The following is a 13,194-nucleotide window of genomic DNA, read 5'->3' as shown; positions in this document are numbered from 1 at the left end:
ATTTTGTACCTTATAAATATATTTGGAGCAACAGTAACTTTTCCTTGTTCAAAACGTCTTTAATGGAAATAACTTCAAATAGATGAGGTGAACGAGCGTGAAGACAGGGTCGAAGTGGCAAAAGACGGGGTACCTATGGATCACTGTAGCTGGAATATCGGCCGTGCTAGTTACGGGGTTCATGCTGCTGGATATAAATATGGAAACACGGGCAGGACAGGGCTTCGGTTCGACAACTCAAGCCTTGTCTGCACAAGCGAAAACGACTTATAAACAGGGAGATACCTTGAATTTGGAGGCAGGTATACCCCTGTACACCCAAGTTATAGATAACAAAGTGCCCGTTGATCTGATGGGAATACAGTACTACACTTCCAGCAATGAGAAAATTAAAGTACAAACCGTTCGCGGCGAATGGATCAAATTCGAGGATTACAGCAGAGGGGAACTCTGGATTCCCGGATGGTACGCATCCAAGGAAAGTCGAAGCGTGAAGACTATAACTCCCCAGACTTTCAGTCTTCGTCCCGGAAGTAAGCTGTATCTGGCTCCGGGAAGCTCAACAAGTTGGTCTCCAAGTCCATCGCTTACTGACCAGGCGGTGATTGTTGCAGTGACGAAGGATTGGTATGGCGTTTCCATCGCTCCACGAATCTGGAATAAGGAATCATTCACTTATCGACCTGCACTGCTCTGGATCAAGGCACAGAGTATAGAGCAGCAAGCCATTGTAGCGGATGGTTGGTTTCAACAGGATGCATTGCAGTCCGCTTTGGCTATACGCCATTTGACGGATATCATGTTGAACAAAAAGACAACCTCCAAACAAGTCAAACAATGGCTCGGTGAACCGGATTGGAAAGAGAATTCAGCCAATTTGAATGACACGGGTTATGCGATGAGTATTGGACAGACCTGGCGATATGAGCGAGCAGACGCCCAATTTTTGGTGACATTCAATAAGAACGGCAAACTTGCTAGAACACGCTGGAATATACCGCAAGATGATCGAAACAATGTGGTGTCCGATTGGAGCTTCGGTCGTTCGGATGAATATGAATTCACAACCAAAATCACAGGCAAATCATTGCCGATAACACTACCTTGGAAACCAATATGGACGAATCAAGGGGATATCAACTATACCTTTTTGCAAGCAGCGACGGATGATGTGCTCCTGATGAAAGGGGATGACGGTGGATTTAGTGGGGGCTACTACGAAGGTTCCATATACGCCCTTAATCGTCATTCAGGCCAGAAACTATGGCAGATCAATTCAGGATATGGTGCGCTGCAAGCATATATAGATACCAACCGTGAAGCTGTGACGATATATACAAGTTATGACCCTGACCAGAAAGAATACGTGGATCGTATACGCCATCTCCGGTTGAAAGATGGAGAGGTCACTTGGGAGTACACCCCAAAGAAACAAACCAGATTGAAAGGCATTACTGCTGCGAAGAACGTATTGATTGTAGATAACCCAGCTGCTGAAGGCTCAAGTAATGGGCAAATAACGGTACTGAACAGTCTGAATGGAAAAACGTTGTGGACGCGGAAGCTTAGTACAGGTTATCAACTGTTGAACCAGAGTGCAGAAGACCCTTATGTGTTATATTGGGAGCAAAATCAATTAGTCGCAGCGGATCCAAAGTCTGGCCGAACCATGTGGAGCTTGAAATCCAAACGATCCACCATAGAACAACTTGTGAATGATCCATATTTTGACGGAGTCGAACGTTTAGATTCGTTTGCGCCAGCTCAACCCGAACGCTGGATGCTGCAAGGTCAACAGTGGGTATTGCTTGATCTCGACACAGGCGCACAGCTAGCGAACTTCCCTGCTAGGGAAGGACAGAGATTCGAGGAGCTGAATGATGGCATGATGTTGATCCGGGAGAAAGGTGATCATTATGGAGAATTTGCAGATTTTACAACGACACTATACGATCCGAAAAGTGGTAAAAAGCTATGGGTAATGAACGGCAAGATTGAACGAGGGTTTGTGGAGAACGATCAACTATATGTAATCAAAAACGGTTATCCAACAGCCCTTGCATATGATACAGGAGAGACACGTTGGAATGCACAAAACACGATTTCTTCACTTCGATTTCCTACCAATCAGGGGAGTTACCTGGTGATTGGTGATCAGCTTTTACTGCCGATGGGTGAGGATCTTCTGGTCATGGATAAACATGATGGTACCTTGATCGGCCGTGTGCATGACGTTGTGATGGGTAACCCGGAACACCGTGGCCGGGATGCGAAGAACGGAACCATGAACCGGCTTGGAAATGAAGTCTATATTGGGTCGTCCAACGGACGGTTTGGTATATATGAAGCAAGTGGTTTGCATACAGATATCTCACGTTAAAGCTTGTTTCATGTCGAATGATGATTTATTATAAATAAACAGGATTGCTCGCGCTCCGGTTATCGGCTGTGCGGGCTTTCTTCATGTGTTCTTGAAGGACCATGTACGATTAATCGCAGGAGGAATCTCCCATGATTTCATTATACGGGGTAAGCAAGCGTTATAACGAGCGTGGTTCCCGTGAGGATCAGGGATTCGAGGCGCTAAGCTCGGTTTCCCTTGAAGTAGGCCAGGGAGAGATCCACGGCATTATTGGCTCCAGTGGTGCAGGGAAATCAACGCTTCTGCGCATGCTCAATGGATTGGAGAAGCCGGATGACGGCGAAGTCATTGTGAATGGACAGCATCTGACCCGGATGAGTGAGCGGAGTCTGCGTCAGGCACGGAGGTCCATTGGCATGATTTTTCAGCACTTCAATCTGGTAAACAATCGGACCGTTAGCGGCAATGTCTGCATGCCTTTGGAACTCGCTGGCTTCTCCCGTTCCGAGCGGGTTGCACGGGGACTTGAGGTATTGAGATTTGTCGGACTTGAAGATAAGGCCAATCAGTATCCTGCACAGTTAAGCGGAGGGCAAAAGCAACGTGTTGCCATCGCAAGAGCACTTGCCAGCCGGCCGGATGTGCTGCTCTGTGATGAACCAACATCTTCGCTTGATCCGCAGACAACGAGTGGAATTCTGGATGTGCTGCGTCATGTCAATGAAACGCTGGGTGTAACTATTGTGCTCGTTACACATGAGATGGAGGTTGCCCGAAAACTCTGCGACCGAATATCGGTGATGAAAGAGGGACGGATCATCAAAACGCTGTCGGAAGCGGAAGTACGCAGCATACCAGCACCGAAGCCTGATCTTCTGACATCCTTGTTGATGGGCGAGGATACATCCATTTTCGGACGAAATACCTCTCTTCATAGCGGTCAGGAGGACAATTACGATGATACCTGAATCCGTTGTGAAGTATCAGCATGAAATTTGGCAGGCCATCGGAGAGACGTTTGTCATGGTGGGGATCTCCATCACGGCGGCGGTGTTAATCGGGTTGCCTCTGGGTACACTGTTGTATCTGTTCAGAAGAGGGCAACGTTATCAGAATCGACCTCTGTTCACGATTCTGGGAAGTCTGGTCAACATCATTCGTTCCTTCCCGTTTCTACTGCTAGTCGTATTTATGATTCCGTTCACACGTCTGATCGTTGGAACATCCATCGGGACGCTTGCGGCAACCGTGCCGCTCTCGGTCATCGCAATTGCTTATTACGCCAGACTGGTAGAACAGGCATTGCTTGATGTACCGAAGGGTGTGGTTGAAGCTGCTTCTTCCATGGGTGCATCGACGCTGCAGCTTGTGGTGAAATTCCTGTATGTGGAGGCTCGCTCAAGTCTCGTACTCGGCTTAACAACGGCAACGATCAGCTTTATCTCTTACTCTACGGTCATGGGTATTGTCGGTGGTGGCGGTGTTGGTGATTTTGCAATTCGTTACGGTTATCAGCGATTCGAGACGGAAATCATGGTATTTACGATTATCATTATGATTATCCTGGTACAGATGATTCAATTTACAGGGAGCAGACTGTCCCGTTGGCTCGATCGCAGATCCTGATGAAGGACAAGCAATGCAGAAAGATTGAATTACAGCAAGAACAATACAGATTACATGATGAAGGGGTATATATCAGATGAAGGCAAAACTAATGCTCATGCTGCTGGCAGTGACGCTGGTAGCAGCCGGATGCGGCAAAAAAGAAGAAACACCTGCGGCGGAGGGAAACAAGGAAGGAACTCAAGCCGGACAAGAAGTGACGTTGAAAGTAGCTACTTTGATTCCGCCAATGACGGATGTGCTGGATATTGTGAAGCCATTGCTGAAAGAAGATGGCGTTAATCTGGAAGTAGTTGTACTTTCGGATAACGTTCAACCGAATACTGCACTGGCGAACAAAGAAGTGGACGCAAACTTCTTCCAGCACGTACCTTACATGAATCAGTACAATGAAGCAAATAACGCTAATCTGGTAGCTGTGCAACCGATCTACAATGCCATCTACGGAGCATATTCCAAAAAGGTTAAATCCATTGAAGAATTGCCTGAAGGTGCAACGGTAGCAATTGCCAATGATCCGTCGAACATTGGACGCTCGCTGGTGATGATGGAACAGAACGGCCTGATCAAACTGAAAGAAGGCGTCGGTTTCAATGCAACGCAAGCAGACATCACGGAGAATACGAAAAACTTCAAGTTCGAAGAGGTGGATCTGTTGATGCTGGCCCGCATGTTGGATGATGCCGATCTGGTTGCCATGACTCCGGCCTATGCGAGTCCGCTTGGACTTACGCCGAAGAAGGATGCGCTGTTTACGGAGAAGGATGATTCTCATTTTGCCATTACCATGGTTGCCAGGGAAGATAACAAGGATTCGGAAGCCATTCAGAAGCTGGCGAAGCGTATGGCGGGTCCAGAAGTGAAAGCTTTCTTTGAAGAGAAGTATGCGGATATTGCGATCCCGGCTTTTAAATAAGATCCCAGTTCAATTGAAAATGAAATGATTCTAAACATATGATCCAAGACAAATACGAAGACCCAGGCCTCATCGCCTGGGTCTTTTTTTGTTAACCTGTATTACGAGTAATCGAGCAAGAGCAGGATCAGCTTTTGTCAGAGTTGTGTTCTACCTTTGGCTCCATGAGGCGTATCAGTTTCCGCTCGGTAGCGGTGTCTGTTGCAGGTGTGTAGATGCTGCACCGCAAATCGGCATTTCCTTGAACCTGTAACGAAGTGAGATCAAAAAGCATTTTGCCGGCTCGGGAATGTCTAAATTCAATCAACACGTCCGGGGCGCTGCTAACACTGCTTTGTTTCCAAAGGGTGTGAAAATCAGGATATCGGTCCATCATGTCATCCAAAAACAAGTTATACCATTCATCATCAACATATTGACCGTAATAAGCTCGGAAAATAGCCAGGAATCCACTAACAAAATCCTCCCAATTGACGGCCAGTCTTCGAAATTCCTTTCGCTCAAACAACAAGCTGATCATGTTCCGCTGTTCAGCAGGAATCTGTTCAAAGTCCATAAACACATGCCGTGCTGCGTCATTCCAGCCGACAATGTGGTAGCGTCGATCCGATATGATTGTGGGGCAATTACGAAGTTCCTGCAATATTTTCTGCAAGGAGGGGTGAATTTGGAGGGGTTTCTCATCCAGGATGTAAAGCTCCGAATGGTACTCCAGGGCAAGGGAAAACAGATACTTCCGTTCATCCGCAGTCAGCTTGAGAGCTGAAGCGATGTTATCCAGCACGGAATGAGATACCTGAATATCCCGGCCCTGTTCAAGCCAGGTGTACCATGTTGTGCTTACACCAGCCAATTGGGATACTTCTTCTCTTCTTAATCCAGGCGTTCTTCGCCGGGTGCCTGCGGGTAATCCGATGGACTCCGGAGAAATTTTGGAGCGTTGGTTTTTCAGAAAAGCGGACAGTGCCTGCAGCCTGACATCATGATTCATTCCATCACCTTCGTTCCTGAGTTTATCATGGTAGTCATTATACTATTATAATTGACAACTTGTAATAGTATAATACGAATGGCAATATAAGTGCATAACTTAACTGAACAAGTATGGAAAGAGCACTGAAGGAGGATGCATTATGGAGCGTGTAGTTATTACTGGAATGGGGATTATCTCTCCTTTGGGGAATGATGTGCATACATTTTGGAATGGATTGGTGGAAGGGAAATCGGGAATTTCGCCAATTGAAGCGTTTGATACAACGTCCTACAAAACGAAGATAGCAGGAATGGTCCGTGATTTTGACGGAGAGGAACGGTTTGGACGAAAGGAAGCACGGCGTATGGACCGGTTCGTGCAATTTACTGTTGCGGCAGCAGATCAAGCTCTAGCTGACTCCGGTCTCGTGATGGATCATGTGGACAGGGAGCGGGTTGGGGCGTATATCGGTTCCGGCATCGGCGGAATACAGACCCTGATGGAACAAGGAAAAATCCTGTCTGAACGTGGGCCTGCAAGAGTCAGTCCAACACTGGTGCCCATGATGATATCCAATATGGCTGCGGCCATGGTGAGCATGAGGTTTGGCTGTTGGGGACCAACTCTCTCGCCAGTAACGGCCTGTTCGATCGGTAATACCGCGATAGGTGAGGCTTTCCGGCTGATTCGTCATGGTGGAGCAGATGTGATTTTTGCTGGAGGGACGGAGGCTGCTGTCACCGAAATATCGCTGGCAAGCTTCGGCAATGCAACGGCGCTATCTACACGAAACGAAGCGTATGAAGGGGCGAGCCGACCATTTGATGCAGGCAGAGACGGTTTTGTCATGGCTGAGGGCGCCGGGGTTCTGGTTGTCGAGTCCCTATCCCACGCCCTCGCTAGAGGCGCAAACATCCTTGCGGAGATCGTTGGGTATGGTGCCAGTTCAGATGCGTATCATATGGTGGCCACCCATCCGGAAGGGCGGGGTGCATACTTGGCCATGAAAGCCGCTCTGGCGGATGCGCAGCTCCAGCCGCATGAAATTGATGTCATTAATGCTCATGCTACCAGTACGGAGGCAGGTGATCTTTCTGAGACCCGAGCAATTAAGCAGCTTTTTGGTGCGGAAGCCTATCGTATTCCGGTAACGGCAAACAAATCAATGACCGGGCATATGCTGGGTGCGGCTGGTGGGGCGGAAGCCATATCACTTATTCAAAGCTTGCGGAGCGGTATCATTCCGCCAACGATTAATCAAGAGCAGAGCGACCCTGAATGCGATCTCGATTATGTACCCAACGTTGCACGAGAAGCTGACATGCAGATCGGGATGTCCAATTCATTTGGCTTCGGTGGTCATAACGCAGTCATTATTTTGAAGAAATATTCATCTTAAACATACAGAGAACAGTGACTGCCCGAAGGCGCGCTGTTCTCTTTTTATTTGCTGTGGGAAGACTGATCCGGCTGTGAAAGTGCTTTATAGGTCATTAGTTCGCTAGTTGCATGTAAATATGAGGATTGGCCCATGAATATGGTCGGGATATTCGTTAGAATATTCAATAGGGGCACATATGTACGCATATTTAAATGAATAACGAACTAGGACGAAGCTTAAGTTTGGTCCATTTTCCATGGTGGTATAGATATAAGGGCAGATTGTAGCTTCTTCTAACATAAAGCAATACATAGGAGGGAACGCAGTGAACGTATGGATTACGGTGAAAAGTCTGGGTAAACGCAAGCCGGCACTTGCCAAACAAGCTGCCGAACTTCCGGAAACAACCGATACGCTGAGACAGCTTATTAAAAACATGGTGGCTCAGCAGCTCAAGGGTCTTCAGGACAAGAATAATGAAGCGGAATGGCTTGCCTACTTGATGCCTCAGGACATTCAGGAGCAAGGGGCAGCAGGCAAAGTAGGCTTTGGCGCGATTTACAACGAAGGGGTTCCTGATATAGAAGGCGCCATGGATACAGCTGTAACCGCATATGAAGATGGCTTATTTAAAGTGTTTCTCAATGATGAAGAGTTGCAGGCACTGGATGAGCCGTTGATTATACAGGAAGACGATAACGTGGTATTTATCCGCTTTACAATGCTTGCCGGGCGTCTGTGGTAAAGAGTGACGAGGAGGAGAATGGAATGAATCAGGAAGATAAAGCTCAACAGTATCAACAAGAGTTACAGGAAAAAGTGAAATCGCTGAATGGTGTGGAGCAGGAACTCGCCGGCTATGTTGCAGAGATGGCTGGATTCACCTATTTGCGTGAAGACGAAAAGGCCTATTTGAATGCAGATGTACTATTGAAACGCATGGCTGCTGAGACGCAAGCTCCATTGTTCCGTCCATTGCTGGATGTGCTGGAGCAACTGGCCAGTGAACCATTTCTGGCGCGGTTCCGTTACATTGCAGAACGTGCCGCGAATTTTCCCTATAGCAAAAATTATGAGCGCAGACCCTTTCGTACGATCGATCCCGAACAGCATATCGGACAGGTTCTTCGTAAAATGATTGCTTTGTTCCGCATGGAGATGCATGGCTTCTCTCTGAACGAATATGTATCCATGCGGGAGTACAAATTTGATTATCTTCATGAGATTAGAGCTGTTTTACCGGATTGCATTGCCTATGAACTGGATCATGAAACCGGCGATATGAAGCAGGCGCTGCATGATATTATCTATGGCGACAATCAGAATGCATTGCTGACCACTGAAATGATCAAAGGTATCTTTATGAGCGATCAGGTGGATGCTTACCAGATGGTTGGGGAATTGCTGATTGCAGCCAGACTGCAGGAGGGTTTGCGCCAGAGCATTGTGGAGCGGATGGATGAAGGAACGCTTGAGGCGTATATATACATATTAAAAATAATTATCGACAACAACCTGATTCGGTTCAGTTCGGTGGTGAGAGCGCTCGCCGTATGGACAGGGATCGGAATTGAAGCGGCGAATCAGCGTGTTGCTGCGCAATTAATTTCACAAGCGCATCAAGCATTGACTGAACCTGCGGTTCGAGAGGAATGGCAGCAAAGTGCCAATGCAAACCAATTGTTCGTTAGTCTTTGGGCAACGGCGGTCATCGAAGAGAATGAGCTAGAGCGAAAAGTCATCCAGATCATGGATCACGGACAAGCATATCAGCAAATTGTTGCACAATACGTACTTGCTAACAGTCAGAACAGAGGGCTGCGCTTACATATGGCACGTCAGTATCTTGAAGTACAGGATATGGAATTACTACATTGGGTGATTGAGAATTATGATGCCATGTACATGTTTAACTGGAGCTTTAAAAATGGAGAGAATCAACGTAGTGTTCATGTCTGGCCACTGCCTGTTTTTGAAGATAAAGCCGTGCGTCGGCGTGACTATGATCTGTTCAAGCAGATGCTGGCCCACATTCCGCAGGGAGGGGCTGGTGGACCATCCGGTGTGCTTGAATTTGTTCAATATCGGATCGATCCAGATGATGTAGTGAAAAAAATGCTGTACCTTGCTGCGTATGACATGGACCCGGAATGGATTGGCGAGGTCATTGCGCTCAAGGACAAGCTAAGCCCGGATTTGCGAGGAGAATTGTTGTCCCAGTTTGTCCATCATCCCGAGAATGAAGTACAAAGGCAGTTTATTTTTGACAGCCTGTCGGATAAGAGCATGAACAACCGTGAGAATGCTCTGCTCAAAGCCAAGCTGTTGACGCTGACGCTCGAAGAGATGCTGCAAATGGAGGCGTTGCTCAAACTGAAAACGGGATCGTTGCGTCAGAAGATCATTCAGGTGTTATTGCTTCAGCCAACCGATCAGCTGATGGTGTCACTGAAACGACTCGTACAATCCAAAATTGAACTGCAACGATTGGGTGCGCTGGAACTGTTGACCGAGATCTCCGCAGATCCACAACACATGGAGCAGCAGGAGCAGATACAGCCAATCATAGCGTTAATCAAGACACCAACAGCCAAGGAGCAGAAGCTGCTGGACAAGCTTACAGAGCAGAGCAGCAGGTATACGGCGGCTAATGGATTCGACTTGTATGATCCTTCATGGGAAAATCCACTGCTTCATGAAGAACGTGATCTCGGCGGTTTCAAGCCACTGGATCTGTTCACCCTTTCCCTGGAAAAAGCGAAGCAGTTTCTTGAAGGTTTGGATGCGTTGCTACATGAGCACAGAGACCATGAATATGAGGCTGAATATTATGCGGGCTACAAAGAAACCTTGCTTGTAGGAGCGACTTTACGCCCTGTGGTCTACACCCCTTATGATCAGCGGCAAGATATAGCGTTATTGGAGCAATTCCCTCTCCATAATATATGGGGGGAATATGTCCAGAAAAGTGGTCTGGATAGCGAGGAACTGCTGCAAATGTTGTTTGCGATCCGTTTGGAGGATCTTAACAAGAAGCTGGATGATTATTACCGATACTATTCCACTGTATACGAATATGGTGAATTGGAGAAACACTGGCTGCTGGAAGGCTGGCGTAAGGAATTTGCCGAAGAGGTCTATCCGGTTGAGCATATCCAGGACATGAAAAAGATGGTCAGTGAGCTTCGTTACGCAGATCAGGTGAAAACGCTGATTGAGGCTGTTTATGAAGACAGTGAGAGATCAGATACATTTGAAATTGCTGAGCGGACACTGTATGCGCTGATGAAAATGATGCCTGAGGAACAAATGGAAAAGGAATCGGGCATGCTCGCTCTCTTGTCTGGTCCATGGTTCTATATTGTGCGGGATCGCGTACATGACGATAACAGTTTCAAACGGTATTTCCAGACGTTAAGCCAATTCGACAGATTAAACAAGGACAGTGACCGAGGCTCCTTCCTTACGCTGAACGATTACCTGCGTGCCTATGAACTGGGCTTCATTGATGCACAGGAAGTATACAAGCAGCTGCTTGTAGGAGAATCTCGTGCTCTATTTATTCGGGAATTGACATCCAGCCGAAATGACTGGATTGCAGATAAACCGGTGTTGGCAGAACTGCGAAGAACAGTCGTTGAGCGAATTTTGGAGATTGAGCTGACCCGAGGAGAGCTCTCTACAGAAGTAAGTACCCTGGCGATGAAGCTTGAGCGCATTGAAGGTATGGAGCATTGGGTGCATCTTGTTGCTGCCATGGATCAGGATACCTTTGTCCGTGGATATATCTACAGCTACGGTGACAATACGACACGTAAAGAAACGTTCAGCCATCTAATTCAGGTATGCCATCCGCGTGATGGAGAGGACGAAGTGTTGCTGGGGCAATTGCTGGCGAAGCATCCCATTCAGGAGAAGAAGCTCCTGGAAGCCGCGATGTACGCGCCGCAATGGATGGAGATTGTTGCGAAGAATCTGGGATGGGAAGGTCTGCGCAGTGCAGCCTGGTACTTCCATGCTCATATCAATGAACGATTCACTGCTGAAAAAGAAACCATTGTTGCGCATTATTCCCCAATCTCGCCCCAGGACTTTAACGAAGGCGCATTTGATATTGCCTGGTTCGAGGAGGCATATGAGGCCGTCGGTGAGGAGCGGTTCAGTCTGCTTTACGATTGTGCTAAATACATCTCCGGGGGAGCCAATCACCGCAGATCACAATTATTCGCGGATGCGGCACTGGGTAAGCTGAAATTAGAGGACATGCGTGAGTCCGTGGAAGATAAGCGCAATAAGGATCATTTGTTGACCTACAGCCTGATTCCGTTTGCAGCAGAAAAGGAACAGGATCTGCGCGAGCGATACGACTTCATTCAGAAGTTTCTGATGCAGAGCAAGCAGTTTGGCGCACAGCGCCGGGCCAGTGAAGGTCTGGTATCCCAGATTGCGCTGGGCAACCTTGCCCGTAATGCGGGATATGCCGATGTTACCCGGTTGATGTGGGATATGGAAGCTCGCAAGCTGGATGAGATGAAGTCCTATTTTGAGCCCCATGAACTGGATGAGGCGACCACAGCCCAATTGGTCATTGATGAAGAAGGTCAGCCAGAACTGCTCATCGTTAGCAAAGGGAAAACACTCAAGTCTGTACCTGCCCGGTTCAAGAAAGATGGATACATCGCCGAATTGAAGGAATTAAAGACGGATCTGGTTGATCAGTATCGCCGGGCAAGACTGGAATTGGAGCGTTCCATGACGGCAGGAACTTCCTTTACGAGTGAGGAAGTTTCAAGTCTGTTGCAGAATCCGGTTCTTCGTCCACTGGTTCGCACCCTTGTGTTCCAAGCAGATGACAAGCTTGGACGATTCGATGTAACGTCCGGTGGGCTGATTACTCCGGCTTCGGATGATTCGGAAAGCACGATTCAAACCTTGACGGATCAGGATCGGCTACTCATTGCACATCCATTGCATCTCTTCCAGAGTGGAAGCTGGAGCGAATTCCAACGGGATCTGTTCAACCGTCAGGAACGGCAGCCATTCAAGCAGGTGTTCCGTGAACTCTATCTTCCGAATGAGGATGAGCTGGCTAATGGTACTGTGTCCCGGCGATATGCGGGATATCAGATTCAGCCGAAAAAAGCAGTTGCTCTGCTCAAAGGACGCCAATGGACCGTCAGCTATGAGGAAGGCCTGCAAAAGGTTAGCTATGAGCATAATCTGATTGCTAATCTCTATGCCATGGCAGACTGGTTCTCACCTGCAGATACAGAAGCACCTACGCTGGAGACGGTACAGTTCTATGATAGGAAGACGTATAAACCTGTTGCGTTGAAGGATGTTCCACCTGTCTTCTTCTCGGAAGTCATGCGTGACATCGATTTGGTCGTTAGCGTTGCGCATGTTGGCGGAGTAGATCCGGAAGCCAGCTTGACCACGATTGAGATGCGTCATGTGATCGTGAACGAGTCGCTGCGTCTGTTGAAAATTGATAACGTACGTTTGGATGGAAATTATGCGCGAATTGATGGTGAACTGGGCGAGTATGCCGTTCATCTTGGTAGTGGCAATGTGTTCAAGCAGGCGACAGGCGCGCTTCACATTGTACCGGTGCACAGTCAGCATCGGGGCAGAATCTTCCTGCCATTCCTGGATGAAGATCCGAGAACAGCTGAGATTCTATCCAAAGTGATGTTACTGGCTGAGGACAAGAAGATCAAGGACCCACAAATCCTTGCACAATTGCAGCATTGATTAGAAATGTTGAAATGATGCTGTAGCCAAGTGGTGTTAGGTTGGCGATGCGAAATGAATTTTTGAATAGCAGGCAGCTGAAGCACCAGTCCAAGGTGACTTTAGCTGCTTTTTATTTCTGTTTTTTTGGTAAGAAATCCTTAAATAGCAGTGAAAAGTTGACTCAAGATTGGTAATGGTGG

Annotated in this window: 8 protein-coding genes; 7 read left to right on the top strand and 1 reads right to left on the bottom strand. The window is 47.6% G+C overall.

What is annotated here, in order from left to right:
• Positions 1 to 97: 97 nt before the first annotated feature.
• From AMS66_RS29395 to AMS66_RS29380, 4 genes are all read left to right on the top strand, one after another.
• Positions 98 to 2,380 (top strand): outer membrane protein assembly factor BamB family protein, encoded by a 2,283-nt coding sequence (locus AMS66_RS29395; protein WP_053784143.1) that lies wholly within the window; start codon positions 98 to 100, stop codon positions 2,378 to 2,380.
• Between the two features lie 131 nt (positions 2,381 to 2,511).
• Positions 2,512 to 3,330: a methionine ABC transporter ATP-binding protein gene (locus AMS66_RS29390; RefSeq protein WP_053784142.1), complete on the top strand. Its 819-nt coding sequence runs from the start codon at positions 2,512 to 2,514 to the stop codon at positions 3,328 to 3,330.
• On the top strand, positions 3,320 to 3,988 hold the full coding sequence (locus AMS66_RS29385; protein ID WP_082350946.1) for a methionine ABC transporter permease: 669 nt from the start codon (positions 3,320 to 3,322) through the stop codon (positions 3,986 to 3,988). The genes AMS66_RS29390 and AMS66_RS29385 overlap by 11 nt, the downstream gene beginning before the upstream one ends.
• 76 nt (positions 3,989 to 4,064) lie before the next feature.
• Positions 4,065 to 4,904, top strand: coding sequence for a MetQ/NlpA family ABC transporter substrate-binding protein (locus tag AMS66_RS29380; protein WP_053784141.1), 840 nt, complete (start codon positions 4,065 to 4,067; stop codon positions 4,902 to 4,904).
• 127 nt (positions 4,905 to 5,031) lie between these two features.
• Here the strand turns inward: AMS66_RS29380 and AMS66_RS29375 are convergent, their stop codons facing one another.
• The gene (locus AMS66_RS29375) at positions 5,032 to 5,895 is read right to left on the bottom strand and encodes a helix-turn-helix transcriptional regulator (RefSeq protein ID WP_053784140.1); all 864 of its coding nucleotides are present in this window, start codon (positions 5,893 to 5,895) and stop codon (positions 5,032 to 5,034) included.
• A 142-nt stretch (positions 5,896 to 6,037) separates the two neighbouring features.
• Here AMS66_RS29375 and fabF point away from each other — a divergent pair, with 142 nt between their 5' ends.
• The 3 genes from fabF to AMS66_RS29360 all read left to right on the top strand — a co-directional run bounded on the left by fabF (position 6,038) and on the right by AMS66_RS29360 (position 13,012).
• Entirely contained in the window at positions 6,038 to 7,276 is a 1,239-nt protein-coding gene (gene fabF / locus AMS66_RS29370; RefSeq protein WP_053784139.1) for a beta-ketoacyl-ACP synthase II, read from the top strand.
• A 307-nt stretch (positions 7,277 to 7,583) separates the two neighbouring features.
• On the top strand, positions 7,584 to 8,003 hold the full coding sequence (locus AMS66_RS29365) for a hypothetical protein (RefSeq protein WP_053784138.1): 420 nt from the start codon (positions 7,584 to 7,586) through the stop codon (positions 8,001 to 8,003).
• 23 nt (positions 8,004 to 8,026) lie between these two features.
• Positions 8,027 to 13,012 carry a DUF4132 domain-containing protein gene (locus tag AMS66_RS29360; RefSeq protein ID WP_053784137.1) on the top strand — a complete coding sequence of 1,662 codons (4,986 nt, stop codon included), beginning with the start codon at positions 8,027 to 8,029 and terminating at the stop codon, positions 13,010 to 13,012.
• Positions 13,013 to 13,194 lie beyond the last annotated feature (182 nt).

This window comes from Paenibacillus xylanivorans (assembly GCF_001280595.1).
Classification (GTDB): domain Bacteria; phylum Bacillota; class Bacilli; order Paenibacillales; family Paenibacillaceae; genus Paenibacillus; species Paenibacillus xylanivorans.
The sequence above is the reverse complement of the archived record's forward strand: the minus strand, read 5'-3'. Positions and strand labels throughout refer to the sequence as shown.

Bases quoted from the DNA above. Each gene is read 5' to 3' on its own strand.
- AMS66_RS29385 (WP_082350946.1), top strand. From the start codon at position 3,320: ATGATACCTGAATCCGTTGTGAAGTATCAGCATGAAATTTGGCAGGCC.
- AMS66_RS29380 (WP_053784141.1), top strand. From the start codon at position 4,065: ATGAAGGCAAAACTAATGCTCATGCTGCTGGCAGTGACGCTGGTAGCA.
- AMS66_RS29390 (WP_053784142.1), top strand. From the start codon at position 2,512: ATGATTTCATTATACGGGGTAAGCAAGCGTTATAACGAGCGTGGTTCC.
- AMS66_RS29360 (WP_053784137.1), top strand. From the start codon at position 8,027: ATGAATCAGGAAGATAAAGCTCAACAGTATCAACAAGAGTTACAGGAA.
- fabF (WP_053784139.1), top strand. From the start codon at position 6,038: ATGGAGCGTGTAGTTATTACTGGAATGGGGATTATCTCTCCTTTGGGG.
- AMS66_RS29375 (WP_053784140.1), bottom strand. From the start codon at position 5,895: ATGAATCATGATGTCAGGCTGCAGGCACTGTCCGCTTTTCTGAAAAAC.